The 19,098-nt window shown below is 41.0% G+C and carries 16 protein-coding genes; 15 read left to right on the top strand and 1 reads right to left on the bottom strand.

Annotation, left to right across the window (positions count from 1 at the left end):
• Positions 1–31: 31 nt before the first annotated feature.
• Complete coding sequence (gene secA, locus U5K72_19645; GenBank protein MDZ7721044.1) at positions 32–3,436, bottom strand: preprotein translocase subunit SecA; 3,405 nt, start codon at positions 3,434–3,436, stop codon at positions 32–34.
• A gap of 260 nt (positions 3,437–3,696) precedes the next feature.
• Between secA and rpmH the strand changes: the two genes are divergently transcribed.
• The 15 genes from rpmH to U5K72_19720 all read left to right on the top strand — a co-directional run bounded on the left by rpmH (position 3,697) and on the right by U5K72_19720 (position 19,060).
• Entirely contained in the window at positions 3,697–3,852 is a 156-nt protein-coding gene (rpmH, locus tag U5K72_19650; GenBank protein ID MDZ7721045.1) for a 50S ribosomal protein L34, read from the top strand.
• Positions 3,833–4,315 carry a ribonuclease P protein component gene (locus U5K72_19655; GenBank protein ID MDZ7721046.1) on the top strand — a complete coding sequence of 161 codons (483 nt, stop codon included), beginning with the start codon at positions 3,833–3,835 and terminating at the stop codon, positions 4,313–4,315. Before rpmH ends, U5K72_19655 begins: the two co-directional genes overlap by 20 nt.
• Before the next feature lie 4 nt (positions 4,316–4,319).
• On the top strand, positions 4,320–6,143 hold the full coding sequence (yidC, locus tag U5K72_19660; protein ID MDZ7721047.1) for a membrane protein insertase YidC: 1,824 nt from the start codon (positions 4,320–4,322) through the stop codon (positions 6,141–6,143).
• A gap of 983 nt (positions 6,144–7,126) precedes the next feature.
• On the top strand, positions 7,127–8,050 hold the full coding sequence (locus tag U5K72_19665; GenBank protein MDZ7721048.1) for a type I restriction enzyme HsdR N-terminal domain-containing protein: 924 nt from the start codon (positions 7,127–7,129) through the stop codon (positions 8,048–8,050).
• A 164-nt stretch (positions 8,051–8,214) separates the two neighbouring features.
• On the top strand, positions 8,215–9,549 hold the full coding sequence (locus tag U5K72_19670; protein ID MDZ7721049.1) for an aminopeptidase P family protein: 1,335 nt from the start codon (positions 8,215–8,217) through the stop codon (positions 9,547–9,549).
• A gap of 133 nt (positions 9,550–9,682) precedes the next feature.
• Positions 9,683–10,144 carry a hypothetical protein gene (locus tag U5K72_19675; GenBank protein ID MDZ7721050.1) on the top strand — a complete coding sequence of 154 codons (462 nt, stop codon included), beginning with the start codon at positions 9,683–9,685 and terminating at the stop codon, positions 10,142–10,144.
• A gap of 666 nt (positions 10,145–10,810) precedes the next feature.
• Complete coding sequence (locus tag U5K72_19680; protein MDZ7721051.1) at positions 10,811–12,391, top strand: N-6 DNA methylase; 1,581 nt, start codon at positions 10,811–10,813, stop codon at positions 12,389–12,391.
• Between the two features lie 1,176 nt (positions 12,392–13,567).
• The gene (locus U5K72_19685; GenBank protein ID MDZ7721052.1) at positions 13,568–13,894 is read left to right on the top strand and encodes a type ISP restriction/modification enzyme; all 327 of its coding nucleotides are present in this window, start codon (positions 13,568–13,570) and stop codon (positions 13,892–13,894) included.
• Position 13,895: 1 nt separating this feature from the next.
• Positions 13,896–14,078 (top strand): hypothetical protein, encoded by a 183-nt coding sequence (locus U5K72_19690; protein MDZ7721053.1) that lies wholly within the window; start codon positions 13,896–13,898, stop codon positions 14,076–14,078.
• Between the two features lie 80 nt (positions 14,079–14,158).
• Positions 14,159–15,025 carry a hypothetical protein gene (locus U5K72_19695; GenBank protein MDZ7721054.1) on the top strand — a complete coding sequence of 289 codons (867 nt, stop codon included), beginning with the start codon at positions 14,159–14,161 and terminating at the stop codon, positions 15,023–15,025.
• 31 nt (positions 15,026–15,056) lie between these two features.
• Positions 15,057–16,205 (top strand): hypothetical protein, encoded by a 1,149-nt coding sequence (locus U5K72_19700; protein MDZ7721055.1) that lies wholly within the window; start codon positions 15,057–15,059, stop codon positions 16,203–16,205.
• A gap of 292 nt (positions 16,206–16,497) precedes the next feature.
• A complete protein-coding gene (locus U5K72_19705) occupies positions 16,498–16,737 on the top strand; it encodes a hypothetical protein (protein MDZ7721056.1) in 240 nt (79 codons plus the stop codon).
• Positions 16,738–16,832: 95 nt separating this feature from the next.
• Positions 16,833–17,240: a dual specificity protein phosphatase gene (locus U5K72_19710; GenBank protein MDZ7721057.1), complete on the top strand. Its 408-nt coding sequence runs from the start codon at positions 16,833–16,835 to the stop codon at positions 17,238–17,240.
• A 120-nt stretch (positions 17,241–17,360) separates the two neighbouring features.
• Positions 17,361–18,188 (top strand): HipA family kinase, encoded by an 828-nt coding sequence (locus U5K72_19715; protein ID MDZ7721058.1) that lies wholly within the window; start codon positions 17,361–17,363, stop codon positions 18,186–18,188.
• Complete coding sequence (locus U5K72_19720) at positions 18,185–19,060, top strand: hypothetical protein (GenBank protein MDZ7721059.1); 876 nt, start codon at positions 18,185–18,187, stop codon at positions 19,058–19,060. The genes U5K72_19715 and U5K72_19720 overlap by 4 nt, the downstream gene beginning before the upstream one ends.
• Positions 19,061–19,098: the final 38 nt, after the last annotated feature.

Genomic DNA, 19,098 nt, shown 5'->3' on the forward strand with positions numbered 1-19,098 from the left:
AAATTATAGTTTATTGGCTCAATCAGTGATGTTATTTCTCAATCACTACCCAGCCCTCTTCATCCACCATTTTCTTGGCGTATTTCCATTTCACTTCCTTCACCTGGTTGGTGCTCATGTTCTGGACTTTCACATAATCGTTTCTGCCGGGCTCCTCCTCAACAGTCACAGGCTGTCGTTTTTCCCCGGGAGCTGAGGCTTGTTGGTTGCTTTTGCCTTCTCCGTTACCCTGTTCTACCATTCCTTTCAAGCCCATATTGGTCGAGTCGGCATGCTGTGTCTTGGCTTTGTCCATGTTGTACTTGCCGGCTTCTTTGCGAGCTTGCTTCAGTTTGTCCGGATCGGCCTGCATTTCGGGGATCGCCTTCCAGATGAGAGAAATCGTTTCCCGGTTGATTTCATCAAGCAGTGATTTAAACATCTCAAACGCTTCACGCTTGTACTCCAGTAAAGGATCTTTTTGACCAAATGAGCGAAGGCCAATCCCCTCTTTTACGGAATCGAGTTCGCGCAAGTGTTCCATCCATTTATTGTCAATCGTGGAAAGAATTGCCGTTTTTTCCAGCGAGCGTGCCACTTCTCGTCCTTTATTTTTTTCCGCTTTTTCAACATCTACAATAATTCTCATACGGCGAATACCGTCGGTAAAAATTATCTGGATTTTTGAGGGTTTCTTTTCGGCATCTGATTCCTGGATCTGTTGAATAACTTTATAAATGGGGGCTGCCACCAACTCTTCTTTTTTACGATACGCTTCATAGGCCTTTTCAATAATCAGATCTACCATGCCTTCTTCGCCCTGAATGGCCCATTCATCGAGATCTAATTCTACATCAACGGCAAGAAGTCGCAATACTTCATCGCGTAAAGTTTCAAACTCTCCATTGGGGTAGTATGACTGTACGAGCGTTTCCACGAGATCTTCCAACATGTCGAAAATATCGCTCTGAAGTTGATCCCCTAAGAGGGCGTGCTTCCGTCGCGCATAAATCACATTCCGCTGGTTATTTAATACATCATCATATTCGAGCTGTTTTTTTCGAATACTAAAGTTGTTCTGCTCAACTTTTTTCTGAGCTCTTTCCAGTGATTTTGTCACCCAGGGATGCTGAATAACCTCACCATCTTCAAAGTTCAGTTTCTCCATGATGTTGGCAATCCTGTCCGTACCGCCAAACAGTGTCATCAGATCATCTTCAAGCGAAACAAAAAACTGACTCTCGCCGGGATCACCCTGCCGGCCCGATCGCCCGCGAAGCTGAAGATCAATTCGCCGCGATTCGTGACGTTCCGTACCCAAAATGGCAAGACCGCCCTTCTCCTTCACGCCTTTACCAAGTTTAATGTCTGTACCACGCCCCGCCATGTTTGTAGCTACAGTAACTGCACCAATTTGTCCGGCGTGAGCTACAATTTCACTTTCCCGGGCGTGCTGTTTGGCGTTTAAAACGTTGTGCGGTATTTTTGCCCGTTTCAGCATTCGGCTAATCGTTTCAGATACATCCACGCTTGTAGTACCTACGAGCACCGGCTGTCCCTTTTCATGATATTCCCGAATTCGGTCGATGGTGGCAGCGTATTTTTCGCGACGGGTTCGGAAGATCAGGTCTTCTTTGTCATCTCGAATAATAGGCCGGTTGGTAGGGATTACAGTTACATCAAGAGAATAAATTTCATTGAATTCGCCCTCTTCCGTAGCGGCTGTACCGGTCATACCGGCGAGTTTGTGATACATTCTAAAGAAGTTCTGCAATGTAACAGTTGCATAGGTCTGTGTGGCAGACTCTACTTTTACTTCCTCTTTAGCTTCAATAGCCTGGTGGAGTCCGTCTGAATATCGCCGGCCGGAGAGAACACGACCTGTGTGCTCATCTACAATTTGAACCTTCCCGTCCTGAACAATGTATTCTGATTCCCGCTCAAAAAGGGTATATGCTTTCAGAAGCTGGTTAATGGTATGAATTCGATCTCCACGTTCGGCAAATAATCGGTGCAGCTCGTTAAATCGTTTTTCGCGTTCCTGTTTAACATCTGCCTTAGCTTCTTCAATTTTCTTTTCCTTGTAATTATCACTGAACTCATCATTGGAGCGAATCTCTTCAATTTTTTCCTGTTCAAGGGCTTCCATCTCCTCTTCAATTTCTGAGGTCTCCGTTCCCAAATCAGGAATTACAAAAAACTCATCTCCCTCTTCATCTTTAGTGATAAAATCCCGTCCTTTTTCCGTCATCTCTATGGATTTCTGCTTCATGTCAACAGCATAGAAGAGATACTCATCAACAATAGGGAGTTTTTTCGCATTATCAGCCAGGTAAAAACTTTCGGTTTGTTGAACCAGCCGCTGGTAGTGCGCCTCCTGCATCATTTTTCGGAACTTCTTGTTCTTGGGGAAACCGCGTTCCGCACGATAGAGTGCCAGTCCGGCATCTTCTTCGTTTCCTTCTTCGTACAGTTTTTCAGCCTCGTTTACAAGCGATGCCACCAGTTTCTTCTGGGCTTGTACAAGAGACTCAACCCGTGGTTTCATCTCCTCGTATTTTTGCTGTCCGTTTGATTGAGGAACAGGTCCTGAAATAATCAGCGGAGTTCGGGCCTCATCAATTAAAATGGAGTCCACCTCATCAATAATGGCGTAATGATGACCGCGCTGAACGAGCTGATCCTCTTCAACTACCATGTTATCCCGCAGATAGTCGAATCCAAATTCATTGTTAGTACCATAGGTGATATCCGCTTTATACGCATTTCGCCGTGCTTCAGTATTAGGACTGTATCGGTCAATGCAATCGACGGTCATACCATGAAAATTAAAAAGTGGTTCATTCCACTCAGCATCTCTTTCGGCGAGGTAGGTATTTACGGTTACAATGTGGACACCACGATCTGCAAGGGCATTTAAGTAAGCGGGTAAAATAGCGGCAAGTGTCTTACCTTCCCCCGTCTTCATCTCTGCAATACTGCTGTTGTGCATGGAGATTGCACCTACAAGCTGAACATCGTAGGGAATCATATCCCATTCTGTTTCATTACCACCAACTTTCCAGGATTTTCCTACAAAACGCCGGCAGGTATCTTTCAGAACTGCGTACGCTTCCGGCAGAATTTCTTCGAGTGTGTCTTCCAGGATCTCCAGCCACTCTTCTTCAAGCTCTTCAATGATATCGGAAAATTCCCGTCGTTCGGCAAGCGTGATCGACTCATCGTTCGAGTCCATCTTCTCCTTAATTTCGTTGATCTCATCAGTGACATCCTGCGTTCTGTCTTTGATGAGTTGTTTAAACTCCTCGGTTTTCTGTTTCAGTTCTTCATCCGAAAGAGCCTTTACCTGGTCTTCATAGCTTTTAATTTCATCAACAACGGGCCAGATCTTCTTCAGATCTCTTTCACTCTTTGTTCCGAAAATACTGGTGAGAAATTTTGAAATATATTCTATCATGTATGTAGGAAGTGTTTAAAATTCAGTTAGGCAAGTTACAGCTAATAATTCCAGTGTTCAACAAGCTTCGGGTTTGCAGATATTGTAACAATAATTGTGCCACAGTGCATAGTTTGATCCTTAACGTAAGAATAGCAGAAAGATTGAATCAAATTATTGAACAATTTCATGAAATAAGAGGTTCGGTTTTAATAATTTTCTTCTTATTTTTGGAGTCTATCAAAAAAACAGGACTTTGAATTTAACACCAAATTCTGGTTATGAAACGTACATACCAACCAAGTAAGAAAAAGAGAGCGAATAAACACGGATTCCGCAAACGCAATAAAAGCAAAAGCGGGAAAGATGTGATTAAACGCCGCCGAAAAAAAGGGCGACATAAGCTTACAACAAGTCATGAAAAAGGGCCCAAATAGGTCTGATGGTGACAAACCTGATCAATCTCTGCCAAGATCAAAAATTTTACGCGGCCGGCGTAACTTCCAACGTCTGTTTGAAAAATCAACCGTGCTGACTTCCGACTCAATTCAGTTTAGATACAGATTGTATAACAATCCTTCAGAAGGTTGTTTGGTCGGTTTTATAGCTCCCAAGAAAATCATTCCCGGTGCGGTTCAAAGAAATAAAGCAAAAAGGATCATGAGAGAAGTGTATCGAATCCACCAGGATTTTGTACAGGATCTTTTTTCGAGCAAGCAGTTTGGATTTCATGGTGCTTTTTTAGCCCGATCTGCCGAACTTACATTCAACCAGGTTCAAAAAGAGATGCTTCCCATATTAAAAGAGGTACGGGAGGTGTTGCTTAACTTTGAGCCCCGCCAGTTGAAATCAACAACTTCATCTGCAATGAACACCAACAGCGAAACTAAACAAGCTTAATACTTTGGATAGAAATACCGTAACTGGTCTTCTTTTAATTTTTGTAATTACGATTGCGTGGGCGTGGTTTACAATGCCCAGCGAAGAAGAACTCTCCCGCAGACAAGCTGAACAAGCAACTCAAGACAGTATTGCTGCTGCACAAGCAGAACAACAGAATGATTCATTGGTTGCAGCAAATGAAGATACAGCCAATCAGACACCCGAAACAGAATCTCCGTCAGAGAGCTCAGAACCCTCAGAGAGTCAGGCATCGCCAACAATCGGCGAGACCCAGACAAATCCGAATATGGGGGTATTTAGTGCGGCGAGTTTTGCAGATACAGTTTACACAATGGTTCAAACAGAGAAGTATGCTATTGAGATGACCAATCTTGGAGCTGGACCTTCACGTATAACATTGCAGAATCATGAAACGTGGGATCATCAGCAGGTTCAGATGGTTCGAAATACGGCACACTCTGCCTATTCTCTCGGATTTCTATCCACTCAGAATTTAAATATCGAAACCAACAATCTTGTATTTGAACCCCTTACAGAAGCAGAGAATATTGAAATAAGTGGAGATGAAAGTACGGAGGTTTCCTATCGGCTCAACCTGGAGGGGGACTCAGAAATCATCTTTAACTATACATTTTTTGGAAATCGTTATTCATACAACCTGGATATTCGATTGGTGAATATGCAGGATTATATCAGCGGTACAAATGTGGACTTTGGATGGACATCGGCACTCAATTTAACCGAGCATGACAGAGCACAGGATGCACAGGCTACGGCCGCTTATGTTTTTGCCGGTGGTGAGCTGGAGAAGTTCCAGGTTCCTGATGCGGAGCAAACAGAACAAAGAATTAATGGTACAATTGATTGGGTTTCAAGCCGCTCGCGATTCTTTGGTCAATATATCAAGCCGGTCACCAATTCCAATGCAGCTATTCTTCGAGGAGAAGAATTAGCCCAGGGAGGATTGCCGGAATATTATTATCGATATCAAGTTGCTGTACAGTCAAGTTACGTGCAAAGCCCGGAACTTTCTTATGAACTTTATGCGGGGCCTTTAAGATATGGAGATCTGAAAGCGTATGATGAACATGCATATGATGTTGTTGAGATCGGGTATGCCATTTTCAGGTGGTTTGCAGATCCATTAGTTCGTTATCTGATTATCCCGTTTTTTGCATTCGGTAGTTCAATTATCAACAATTACGGAATTTTGATTATCCTTTTTGGTGTGATTGTAAAGCTGTTGCTCTTTCCACTCACACAGAAAAGCTTTAAGAGTATGGCAGCTATGAAAGAGCTGCAACCCAAAATGAAGGAGATCCAGGAGAAGTATGAGGATGATCCACAGAAGCAGCAGAAAGAGACGATTGCCCTGTACCGAAAAGCGGGTGTGAATCCGTTAGGCGGTTGTTTACCCATGCTGTTGCAGTTTCCTATTTTGATTACGCTGTTCTATTTTTTCCAGAACTCCATGATTATCCGGCAGGAATCCTTCCTGTGGGCAAGCGATCTTTCTGCCCCTGATTATATTTTGAGTCTTCCCTTCAGTTTACCGGTTATTGGCGATCAAATTGCAGGTTTTGTACTTCTGATGTCTGTTGCCATGTTCTTTCAGACTAAGTTGTCAGGCGGGATGAGCGGCGGTGGGGCACCGAGCGGCGGTCCTAACATGAAGGGATTCATGTATATCATGCCGGTTATAATGCTTGTAGTATTTAATAACTTCGCGGCCGGACTTAGTTTGTACTACCTGGTTTACAACATACTTTCCATTGCCCAGCAAGCATACATCAATAAAGTGGTAAAAGGCGGTAGTGATGAATAGAGAACTCTAATGAAGTAACGTTTTTTACTTGATCCGAAGGAGCCCTTCGTACTTGTTTAGCGTTTAAAAAAGTGATCGTCCACAATAAGTCAGAGCGACTTTTAGCTTAAGTCAGATTAACAGGTTTTTAATATTTGTTTCTATATCTATTACCGTCCGCTTTAGCTGACGGGCAAGCGAACGGTCAGAAATCGAGTGGCTTTAGCCACATCTCTTCGTGAAGAATCCGAGTGAAGCCAAATTTGGCTAAAACTACGTAATCCTTGCTCTTATATTTTCCGTCAGCTAAAGCAGACGGTAATAGAGACCTCTTTCTCTTGTCTCTGATTTTCTTGGAACCACCCTTCCCTACATGTGTAGACGGCGGTCTACCGTTCCACAAATCGTTAAACACGTACGAAGACTTGTGCCAGTGTTTGATGCGCCAGCTATAAGATACCCGTCTGACCGCTTTCGTATCTGTTTAGCGAATGATTGTCAATCTAACCGTTGAGAGGACTTACTCCATTTTTTAATACAAAACGAACTGAATTCTTTCTCGGTGCTCTGCTCCGAGATGGTAGTCTGCCTGCTGCCCGTTAAACATATAGGATGGAGCAGGACCACCTGATCTGTTTCACAGCAAGCAGTGAAACAAGAAAAAATGTATTTTTATTTATATAAAGTGTTAAATATATGATTTTTAACAACATATATTCCATATGAAATAATTTTCGGGGTAACTTCTCAACCGTTGAATAGAGAACCTTGTAGAGTATGGAATACCGATATGCGATTGGAGATATTCGATCTCAGATATACGATCTTCTTCTGCGATCGAATATCGCATATCTCCAATCTGAGATCAAAAATTTCTGCTTTCAGCCGCTAAACAGATACTCCCCTTCGGATCACACAACCTGAAGCTCCAGCTCCTGTTTATTTCTAACAGGCAGTGACAATTCGCTCATCTCATAATGCCTGAACTTTTGTAAGTTGCACGCATGAAGAAAAGCGTAGCTTACAATCAATTCCCACAGGTTGTAGCCCAGGATAACCGATTCTGGCTTTTCAACCCCATTTTGAAAAAACGGTATGAAAACCGCCCAGAGGAGAGAGTGCGCCTGAGGTGGGTGGAGTATTTGCTGCTTCAAACCTCCTGGAAAAAAAACCGAATTGGTTTTGAAACTCCCGTCAGGCTACGCCAAAGTAAAAACACTCTTCGGGCCGATCTGGTTTTATATGCCGATAATATGAAACCAAATATACTTATAGAGTGTAAGTCTAATTCTGTGAAACTGAGTCATTCCTCTGCCGAGCAGGCAGCAAGATATAATAGCGAAGTAAATGCAGATTACCTGGTTCTTACCAATGGAGTTGAGGATTATTGGTTTGAAAAAACCGGTGAGAAGATTGGCCAAACCACCAATGTTTTGAATCAGATTACCTCTTTTACTGAAATTGAGAAAGATGTTGATTATTGGTACAGGCGAGGGTTTTGTTCATCTCAACCGAACAGTGAATTAAATAATTGGTTAATTCAGGCATTGAACTTTTTTTGGTCAGATGAAATGGGAGGAAAGCGGAAATATCTCGACTTTCAAACAACGGTATTGCCGGTACCGATGAATCAATTTTATAAACTGTTTGAGATAGATTCGGACCAGCGCCTTGCAATAACATTCATCGGTACCGATTCTTCGGATACACTTATAATTGGAGTTTTAAATGAGACAGGAATCAATAAAGGCATCTGCTGTGTGAATCTTGATCAGTTGCAAAGTAAACAACAAAATGCGGTAACAGTTATTAGCGGAGATGAGAAAAGATCCTTTTCAGCCGGGAGAAATCATGGATTGAATATTTCTGATTTTCAGCCTGACCAAATCAAAAATCTGCCAAAAACGATCATGAAATTTTTTGATTGAACTCAGCTTCTGCTAACTTTCTTTCAGATAGCCGTCTGACCGCTTGGAGCGGCCTGACGGCTGCATGACTTTTATACCATAAAATTATCCGATGTGTGATTTAAGCAGATATTTTGATCTTACCTTGAACACTCATCGGATGAATCACTAAATTAAAAAAACCTATGTCAAATCAAGTCCACCGAAGTAAGCTATTGTCACTTTTTGAAGACAGTGAAGAAGGAATTATTTACATCAAGGGGGCAGATCTGATGTATCGCTATTCCACAGATTATGAATTTCCATTTCGGCAAGAGAGTAATTTTTGGTACTTAACAGGGGTGAATGAACCCGGCTATCACGCGGTGTTGGATATCAAATCAGGCGATTATCATCTGTTTACACCGAAAAGAGACTCCCAATTTGCGGTGTGGCACGGGCGCATCAAACCGATGGAGGAGATACGGGATTTGTATGAGCCGGATCACCTGCATTATGATAATCAGCTTCTTTCAATTTTGAAGGATTTAGATCCATCTGTCATCTACTGTTTGGACGATGAGCAAGCCGAGTACCTGGAAGATCTTAACAGAGAGTTCAAGCTGGATGCCGATACGCTCGCCGATGCCATTACGTATTGTCGTTGCATCAAAACCGAAAGCGAACTCGACTTGATGCGAAAAGCGGCGGAGGTAAATAACATTGCGCACCGGGAAGTGATGAAAAATGTAAAACCGGGAATGTTTGAGTATGAAACCAAAGCGATTTTTGATTATCACCAACAGAAACATGGTTTGTTGCAGCCGGCCTATACAGGAATTCATGCAGGTGGGGTTAACAGTGCTATTTTGCACTATGTAGAGAATAATCAACAAATAAACGATGGGGATCTCTACCTGATTGATGCAGGGTTTGAATACAAAGGATACGCCTCTGATTTTACGAGAACCTATCCCATTAATGGAACATTTTCTTCGGATCAGGCTGCCATTTACCAAGTAGTTTTAGATGCTCTGAACAGCTCTATTGAGATGACGGAGCCCGGAGTAAAAATGGAGGAGCTTCACCTGAATGCCTGTCGAATTATTCTTCGTGGATTAAAGGATGCCGGCGTGGTGAAAGGTGATGTAGAGGAGATGATGGAGAACGATATTTTTGCTCTGTTTTTTCCGCACGGCCTTGGACATTTTCTCGGTTTGGATACCCACGATGTAGGCGGCTACCCAAAGGGAGTGGAGCGCATTGAACGGCCGGGAATTAAATATTTGCGGGTAAGGCGAGAGCTCATTCCGGGAATGGTGATTACGGTTGAGCCGGGAATCTATTTCATACCGGCTTTGCTTGAACCGGCGCTTGAGAATGAAGAAAAAGCGCAATTTTTGAATAAGGAGAAGGTTCAATCTCTGTTTGATTTTGGAGGAATTCGGATTGAAGATAACCTGATTATTACCGAAGACGGATATGAGAATTTGACGGATGTACCGAAGGAGATTTCGGAGATTGAGGAAATGATGAAGTAGCTTACAGAATACTTTAATGTGTCATCCTGAACTTGATTCAGGATCTCCGTTATTTGATCAGTTCGGAGATTCAGGATCTTCGGATTCAATGAGTTCGGAATCGAGTTCGGAATGACTTCAAACAAAATTTAATATGAAACAATACTTTCACATCAATATCGAACATAAAACCAGGGAGCGGAGAATTCTAAACGCTTTGTTGGCGCTCGTGACTGGAATTTTAACACTTACCTATCCAAACTTTCTTTACCTGATTGCAGGCGGATATCTCATCGCTCTTGCACTGGTATTTATGTATGCCAGAACACCTGCAATTATTGCTGCTATCCCTTTGATAACAGGGGTTCTGATTTTTGTTTTTCCGGAAGTCATTCCCATCACCTTTGCCGTTTTTCTTGGCTTTTTTGGGGTAATCCTTCTAATGGTATTCCAGTTTTCCATTATGGGATTTCTGACTCTTATCATCGCCATTTTAATCGTGATGAATCCCGATTCGGTGGCCTATTTTATTGCGGCATTTCTATTACTCTACGGTGCCACAAACCTGATAAAATACTTTCAGAATCCAAGAGATCGGTCCGGGTTGGTTCAATGATTTTTGATCCTCCATCCCGTCAGACCGCTGCCTTTGCGGTCAGACGGGTAAAGTTGTTGGATGGCTTATAACCTGTTGCACGATTTAATACGCTGCCAGGATACCCATCGGACGGTAAAAACAGCCATCTGATGGGGAAGTTGAATGTATTAGAAACCCGAGTTTGATTGTTAAATTCGGATCTTTGAGTTCCCCACCTTCTCAAGGGAGGGGATTTGACTACCAGGGGTGTGTGTCAGGAGAGTTCAGTTGTACATTTTACAGAAGCTCGTTCTGGGCAAGAAAACCCTGATTCAATCGCTGCACCGAGCCCCTCCTTCATCGAGAGGGGATTGTTACCAAATTCGGCTATTTTTTGGTAAGAGATCAGATGCTGTAAGACGCTAAACACATACCTCCAGGAAAGGAGGGGACTTTCACTCACTACATTCAATAACTTTTGAATTGAAATCAGCTTTGAAAGAGGGCTTTGCAAAACCGTGGTTATTGGTCAATCTGAACTCGATTCAGATTCTCCATTCGTCTTTATAGCCAGTATCTGGAGATCCTGAATCAAGTTCAGGATGACGGGCAGAGTTTTGCAAAGCCTTCTGAAAGTATATGGACTGTTAAGATTCATTCATTTTATTACATTGGGTACAGTAAGAAAACCAAGACATTCAACAGATGACGATTTCGGAGTACATCAACAACATCAATAAACGCTACAAAACGGGAATTTCAAGAGAGCATGCCTATCGCGGGGATTTGCAGAACCTGCTGGAAGGGATGCTGAAAAATGTTCTGGTGACCAATGAACCGGCCAGGATCGAGTGCGGGGCACCTGATTTTATTCTCACGCAGAAAGATATTCCCGTCGGGTACATCGAAGCGAAGGATATTGGGGAACCGCTGACCGGCAGCAAGCACAAAGAACAGTTCAACCGCTACAAAGAGTCGCTGCCCAATATTATTTTTACCGATTATCTCGATTTTCATTTCTACAGGGATGATGAGTTTGTGGTGTCGGTTCGGATCGCGGAAGTGGCCGGAGATTCAATCCGTGCGGTGCCGGAAAACGAAGACAAATTCCGGCAGATGATCAACGATTTTGCCACCCATTCTCTGCAAACGATCAAATCATCCTCCAAACTCTCCAAGATGATGGCAGCCAAAGCACGGCTTCTCTCAGAAATTATTGAAAACGCACTGAATGCGGACAAAGAGAGTACAGATCGTGTGCATGAACCCTCTAACACCACACTGCGGGAACAGCTTGCCGCTTTTCAAAATGTGCTGATTCACGATATTGACGAGAAAGAGTTTGCCGATATTTATGCCCAGACTATCGCCTACGGAATGTTTGCCGCGCGCCTGCACGACACCACGCTGGAAACCTTCTCCCGGTTTGAGGCCGCCCGGCTGATTCCCAAATCGAACCCGTTTCTGCGAAAGCTGTTCCAGTACATTGCCGGGTATGATCTGGACGAGCGGATCGACTGGATTGTAGATGCCCTGGCCGACATCTTCCGTGCCACCGATGTGGACGGCCTTCTGAGCAATTTCGGCAAATCGACCCAACAAACAGACCCGGTCATACACTTCTATGAAACCTTCCTGGCCGAGTTCGATCCCAAATTGCGTAAAAAACGTGGGGTTTGGTACACCCCCGATCCGGTGGTGAATTTTATTGTAAGAGCAGTGGATGATATTCTGAAGAATGAGTTTGGCTTGAAAGACGGCCTGGCCGATACCTCCAAAACCACCGTGAAGGTGAAAGTACCCACGCACGACAAGCGCCATAAAGATAATATGGTATTCGAAGAACGGGAAGTACATAAAGTACAATTGCTTGATCCTGTTGCCGGAACCGGGACGTTCCTGGCAGAAGTGATTAAACAGATCTACAAAAAATTTGAAGGGCAGCAGGGCATCTGGCCCGACTATGTGGAGAACCACCTGATTCCCCGACTGAACGGGTTTGAAATTTTGATGGCCAGCTACGCCATGGCCCACCTGAAGCTGGACCTGCTGCTGAAAGAGACCGGCTACGACCGCGAAAGCAGTCAGCGGTTCCGGGTTTATCTGACCAACTCCCTCGAAGAGCACCACCCCGATACCGGCACTCTCTTTGCCGGATGGCTGAGCGACGAAGCCAATGAAGCCAATCACATCAAACGCGATACGCCGGTGATGGTGGTTTTGGGGAATCCGCCGTATTCAGTCAGTAGCTCAGTAATAAATCAGAGTTGGATTGAAAAATTATAAGTATGATGTATAAAAAAGATTTGATAGAGAAGAATATTCAACCACTTTCAGATGATTATATGAAAGTTTATTAGATATGGGCAATATTTTATTAACAAAAATGGTGAAGGTGTTTTAGCTTACATTAAGTAATCAACAGCTTTATTCGATGGATTCATACATCGAGAAGATAAGAGAGAAGTTTACTTGAGGAGTTTGATGAGATTTATATACTTGATCTTGCATGGGAAGCTACAAGAAGAAAGAAATAACCAGATGATGGAAATACAGATGAAAATGTGTTTGATATCCAACAAGGTGTTTCAATTAATCTTTTCATTAAAGAATGTAGCAATGACAAGAAAATTAGCTGAAGTCTATCAAGGATTTATTTGGTAATAAGAGAATCATAAATATCAAAATTATTTGAACTAATAATCGATTTAGACACATAGAATGGAAAGATTAATTAAACGAGACCTGATTATATATTTTTCCTCAAAGATGTCAATATGAATACGAAACAATATAATGCAGGATTTGAATTAGATGAGCTATTCTATCAAAAATATGGAGCAGGTAACTGCAAACGACAAGAGATGATCTTATTTAGTAGAATTCGAAAAGAATGCTAAAATCAATGAAATATTTAGAAAATTGCTGAATGATTCTTTTAGCGAAAAAGTATGACATAAAAATTATAAGATAAGAAATTCTATCTTCATATAAGTGCTTGAGAAAATGCAGGAGTGAAAATTATTCACAGAAATTCAGCTATAAAGAATTACAATTATCGTCTATTTCGATAATAGATAATATTTATTACGATCGATAATTTATTGTGGCCATAGCTTCTTTACAACATTATGAGCATTTGCTTAAAATTGAAAATAGGGTTTGATCATGGTAAACAGCAATGCCACAGTATGATTGTTCAATCATAATTTGCTTTGATCACAAAGACAATTACTGATCATAATTCCATTTGTCTTCAACCACGGGGAAGCTGCTTATTTTTCCTGCTTTATTTATACCCTGAAGAATCCACCTCAGCAAACCCTCGATGGCACACCCGAACGCAAACCCAATCTCGATCCAAAAATCGTCAAGAAGATAGCGGAAGGCTTAGGACTGAAGTTTGTTCCAGAAAAAGAGATCTCCCCTGGAGGGGAGTACTCCGCGAATGCGGAGGGAGGGGTGTCAGGTAAGGACGATACACCCACCGACTCCGACTCATCGTCGGAGCCACCTCCCTCAAGGGAGGATCTATCTGCCACAAACAGGAAAACCGGCAAAGTGCAGATCAACGATGAGCAGTACTTCGGCAACGTCCCCTTAAAAGCCTGGGAGTTCTACATCGGCGGCTACCAGCCCGCCGAAAAATGGCTCAAAGACCGCCGCGACCGCACGCTGAGCATGGAAGAGATTCAGCACTACCAGAAGATTATTGTGGCCTTAATGGAGACGGAGAGGTTGATGAGGGAGATTGATGGGGTATTTGAATTACAAAACAATGAGGAATAATATGAATGATCCAAGAGGTTCAGTTTGGCAGAAGTGGGATTTGCATGTACATACACCAATATCTTATGAACAGAAATTCGGAAATGATTGGGACGAATATGTAAAGCAACTGAAATCAAAGGCTATTGAGCATGGAATAAATGTAATGGGAGTTACAGATTATTTTTCGATTGATGGTTACTGAGAAACTATGCAATGAGTTTGAACCAAAAGGACAGCCACTACTTGAATTAAAGAATGAAAAATTTCTTCATTTAATCCCAAATGTGGAGCTTAGATTGGAGAATTTTTGGAGATGAGGACGTATCAATTAATTTACATGTAATATTCAGCGAAAAGTTAACTCCTACTGCGATTCGTGATTCTTTTCTTGAAGAACTGGATGTTTCTTTTCAAGGTCATAGCATTTCATGTAAAAAAAATAATTTAATAAAGATAGGATATGCAGAGGTAAATAAAGGGGCTTATAATGCCAATATTAATATTGATGACTTAACTGAGGGTGCAGAACAAAAATATCTAAAAACTGCGTTAAGATTAATAACTCTCAACTTCCGAAATATTAAAGATGAGTTATATAATTTTAAAAAAAAGTTGCCAGGTTGGGGCATGAATAAAGATTCTTATGCTTTTTTAATAGCAGCAAAAGGGCACGGTAGCTTAGATAGTTTACAATGGGTTGATGAACTTACAAAAGATGAACAAGAATTAGGTAGAGCAGGAAATATTAGACAATCATTATTACATCATGCTGATGCTTGTTTTACTAATCATGATGGTGATCGTGAATTTTGTTTAGGGTTAAACAATGCTTGTCCCAGTGAAGAGTATCTTAATCGTTTTAATAGTTTTAAAGCTTGTGTATGGGGATCAGATGCTCACGAATATAAAAATTTATTTCATCCTTCAAATGGTACGACTAAAGATTATACATGGATTAAAGCAGATCCAACTTTTGAAGGGTTTAAACAAATTTTGTTCGAACCAAAATACAGAGCACATATTGGAGAAAATGCCCCACCACCACCACCAAAATCGATTGATAAATTAACTTTTAGTATTGATCGTAAGCTTTCCGTGAAAAAAGAAAGAAGAAGAAAACGAAGATTTTCGTCTAAGGAGAAATTTTGATCTAAAATTTAGTCCAAATCTTAATTGTTTAATTGGTGGAAGAGGAACAGGTAAGAGTACAATTCTAAATCTGATAAAATTAAAAACTTCAGAAGAGATAAAGGAACTTTACGATGAATCAGAAATAATTGATGAAAATGGAAGTCCTGTTCAATTAAAGGATGCTGTTACAATTGAAGGAACCTCAAGTCATGAAATTGAATTTCTAAGTCAAAATGAAATAGAACAATTTGCTTTGAATACACTTGCATTCACAAAAGTTGTATATGAGAGGTTAAAGCAGATTGGGGACAGATATGCGCTCAAAGATAAAGGTTCTGAACTGTATGATTTTTTGGATGAATTAAATAGTGCAATTAACAGGCAAGTAAGAAAAATAAGTTTATTGCAAGAGAAGAAGAGGCTGGAGAATCTTCGTGGTGACAAAAATAAGGAAATAAGCATTCTTAAAGATGAGGACTATTTGGAGCTACAACAAGCAATCAATGGTTGCAGTAAGGAATTAACTAAGCTTAAAAACTCAAGGAAAAAGCTTGAAAATATGCTTAAAGATATTCAAGAGCTTATCCAAAAGTATAAATTAGAAGATGAAGTGGAAACGGATGAATTTTCCGAGGTAATCATTGATATTATTAGTACTCTTCAGAAATATTATGACGATCATTGTGAAAGGATAAAAGGACAGAGTGAAAGAGAAAAGGAATTAGAAAGAGACTTAAAATCTGCAAAAGATGATTTGAAAGACTATCTAACAGATTTAGGGTATGAAGAACAAAACATTAGTAATATTTCGAGTGCACAAGCTGAATCAAATGAATTGAGTGCAGAAATAGAAAAGATTGATCAAGAGATTAATATTATTGACGAAAGGAATTCATTAGTTTCAATTGATGATAATTTAAGAGAAGAATTCGAAGGATTATTGATTCCTCGAATTGAGGAATTGAATGAAATGCTTAAAGCCATAAGTGAAACAACTCAGGAAGTAGAAGAAATTGCTTTGTCATATGAGTTTGATATAGATCGAGCGTTTGAGGATTTCTGCAAAAAATTCAACAAAGAACAACTTCCAACATTTGAATCTGGAACCTCACTATCAGACAAAGATGTAATAGCACTTTTCAGAAATATAATTTCAGAAGATTTTACTATAAAATCAGATGATGAAATTCTTAAATGAGCTAAATGACAAGCGTGATAATATCAAAACAAATAAAGTGATTTTCGATTATTTCAATCTAAATCAGGATGAGCATTTGAAGTTACTTAAGATCGTATCATCATCTACATAGAACAAATGTAGAAAAATATTTGAAGATCAAGGTAAGCTACTGATGGTAGAGATATTAAAAGTAGTTCATTCGGACAAAGGTGTACTGCTGCAATGGTTATTCTTTTATCAATGGGAAATAATCCAATAATAATAGATGAACCAGAAGCACACCTCGATAGTGGTTTAATAGCTAAAATATTTGGTTACCCTTATAAAAGAAAGAAAACAGCATAGGCAGATAATTTTTGCTACTCACAATGCAAATTTTGTGATTAATGGGGATTCTGAACTTATTCATATTTTAACAATGAATGATGATAATTTGACTGAAATTACTCCCACCACTATTGAAAATATTTCTCATCGTTCAAATTTATACAATCTCGAAGGTGGTGAAGAAGCATTTAAGCAACGTGAGAAGAAATATAATTTCCAATAGATCTATTTGTTTGTGACCCTGAAATCCACCCGAACCTCTTCATCGGCAACGAAACCGATTACGATTTCAAGGTCAAAAACCAAGAAGGCTGGAGTGTGGTACACGCCTGTAAAGAACCCTGCCATCGTCAGGCGCTTGGGTATTCAGGAAGAGGGGCACCGAAAGATCACCCTGAATATCTGATGGCTAAAAGGGGTAACAGGCTCATTCTCAATCTGGTGGATGCGAAAGACCCGGCTTTCATTTCAAAAGAGATAATTGACGAAGCACTGTCTTTTATCGATGAACAGTTGAGCAACGGACAGAAAGTGCTTGTGCACTGTAACCAGGGGCAGAGTCGTTCGCCCGGTATTGGGTTGCTTTATTTGGCGAAAGAAGGCATCATCAAAAACAGATCCTTTAAGGAGGCTTTGACAGAGTTTGAAGAGATCTATCCGGGAATGAATATGGCTGGCGGGATGCGCGGGTTTTTGGTGGGGTATTGGGATGAGTATATGGTGTGATTAAAAAATGACTGAGTATTTAGCATATATCGATGAATCAGGTGTTCCACAATTTCAATGAAAGTGCCTCTGAAATTTTCTCCTAATTGAAGTTTGACACCGGAGAATTATCAACAAAGTTTGGCGGAAAATAAAAGTTACATATCTGTAAATTCGGTTTTAAAAGTATTAGATACCGGGGAAGATCCAATCAAAGTATTGGCAGAGGATGAAAATGCTTATCTGATCAAGCATAATATCCGGGAAAACAGTTTCCCAAATCTTGCCCGCGAGTGGATATGCTACCGGCTTTTCAGGCATTTCAAGGTATCTACACCCAAAGCCGAACTGCTATTCTTTGATCCGATGTTGTTTCAGGAAGAACTTATGTCATTGACCGGTCGATTTGCAAAACAGATTGTATTTGGATCCAGATGGCTGCAAGCGCGGGATGATCTTAAAGATGAGATCTATTCCGGCAAATCCGACACGAAAGAAAAGCTGTTGAATCCGTTAGAACTGGCAAAGATTTTAGTGATGGATATATGGTTAAAGAACAGTGACCGTCAATCAGGAAATTTGAATATAATTGTATCCAAACAGAAGCTCTATGCGATTGATCACTCCGCTACTTTTGACCAGGAGCCATTCATTCGTTTGGCAGAAGCCGACAGAAAAGAGTATTTTGTGGAGCCGGGCGAAATCGGGGATTTGATCATTAACTCCAATTATTTTAACTACTATTTTAAGCGGTATCCAAAAGAGTTTGAAAACGCCGGAATAAATCTCTGTGAGAAAATAGAAGTAACTGATGAAGCGTTGTTGAATAAGATTCTGGATAGCTTGCCTGAAAGCTGGCAAATAAGTAATGAGGAGAAAAAAGCTATTATTGAGTATTTGATGTTTCGGAAATCAAAACTCAAAGAGTTATTTATCGGGCATCTAAACTTTAACAGACAAAAACCATGAACTCCCTGATCCGATATCGTATTTTTTATTGGGTTCCCAATACTCTGTCCGGCGAACGGATAGCGGCAGGACTGTGCCTGTACGACAGGGAAGCGGACCGGCTCGACACGCACTGGATCGGCCAAAGGGAATTGTCGCGGCTGCAAAAGATATTTTCTTTCAGCAGCAAAGCCGATTCCCAAGATGTATTGAATCTGTTGAGTGAAACGGATGGGAACTGGAAATCCAAGGCTTACGATCCTTCATTTTGGAACTACATTGAAAGTTACTGGAATGGAATTGTACAGGTTTCTGAAGAACGTAAACTCTACTATGAAGGCAATGCGTCTGATTTTTCGCGCAAAAGCGAAATGTTAAAGAACCAATTTTTGCCGCTTTCTGGCCTTAAATCAAAAAGGAAATCCGGTGGTTCGAAAAAAATCACCCGAAATTTTGAGCGCTGGGTGAAAGAGATAAAGATTGAGGAAAAAGTTACGTTAGGGAAAGAGATCCCGGAGCATGGGAAATACCACCTTCTTAAATCGATCTATCTGGATCTGGGGGCAGACAATGGCCAGATGATTGGCTCGGCAGGTATTGACTTTTCATTAACTCACAAAACACTCACCGAAAAAGCACACGCCTACTTTGCCGGTTTCCAAAGTATCAGAAATGTAGAACGGGGAGGGGATTTCAGTCTTGTTGTCCACAGGAAAGGCAAAGCATACCAATCTATTGAGAAAAAAGATTCTCAATTGTATGATGATTTTCGTTACCGGTGCAGGGATTTGAATATCAGAGTTCTTAAACTCGATGAACTGAAAGATTACATAGAAGATCTTTCCGAAAAACCGGATTTAAGGCCGCTTGAACTGGAAGAGGTTGAAGAATAAGTCATTCTTTTTAAAGAGTTCCTAAAATCTTTATGCTC

Source organism: Balneolaceae bacterium (assembly GCA_034521495.1).
In the GTDB taxonomy this organism is placed as follows: domain Bacteria; phylum Bacteroidota; class Rhodothermia; order Balneolales; family Balneolaceae; genus Rhodohalobacter.

Bases quoted from the DNA above. Each gene is read 5' to 3' on its own strand.
- U5K72_19670 (MDZ7721049.1), top strand. From the start codon at position 8,215: ATGTCAAATCAAGTCCACCGAAGTAAGCTATTGTCACTTTTTGAAGAC.
- U5K72_19680 (MDZ7721051.1), top strand. From the start codon at position 10,811: ATGACGATTTCGGAGTACATCAACAACATCAATAAACGCTACAAAACG.
- U5K72_19720 (MDZ7721059.1), top strand. From the start codon at position 18,185: ATGAACTCCCTGATCCGATATCGTATTTTTTATTGGGTTCCCAATACT.
- U5K72_19675 (MDZ7721050.1), top strand. From the start codon at position 9,683: ATGAAACAATACTTTCACATCAATATCGAACATAAAACCAGGGAGCGG.
- U5K72_19695 (MDZ7721054.1), top strand. From the start codon at position 14,159: ATGTGGAGCTTAGATTGGAGAATTTTTGGAGATGAGGACGTATCAATT.
- secA (MDZ7721044.1), bottom strand. From the start codon at position 3,436: ATGATAGAATATATTTCAAAATTTCTCACCAGTATTTTCGGAACAAAG.
- rpmH (MDZ7721045.1), top strand. From the start codon at position 3,697: ATGAAACGTACATACCAACCAAGTAAGAAAAAGAGAGCGAATAAACAC.
- U5K72_19665 (MDZ7721048.1), top strand. From the start codon at position 7,127: ATGAAGAAAAGCGTAGCTTACAATCAATTCCCACAGGTTGTAGCCCAG.
- U5K72_19655 (MDZ7721046.1), top strand. From the start codon at position 3,833: ATGAAAAAGGGCCCAAATAGGTCTGATGGTGACAAACCTGATCAATCT.
- U5K72_19690 (MDZ7721053.1), top strand. From the start codon at position 13,896: ATGAATGATCCAAGAGGTTCAGTTTGGCAGAAGTGGGATTTGCATGTA.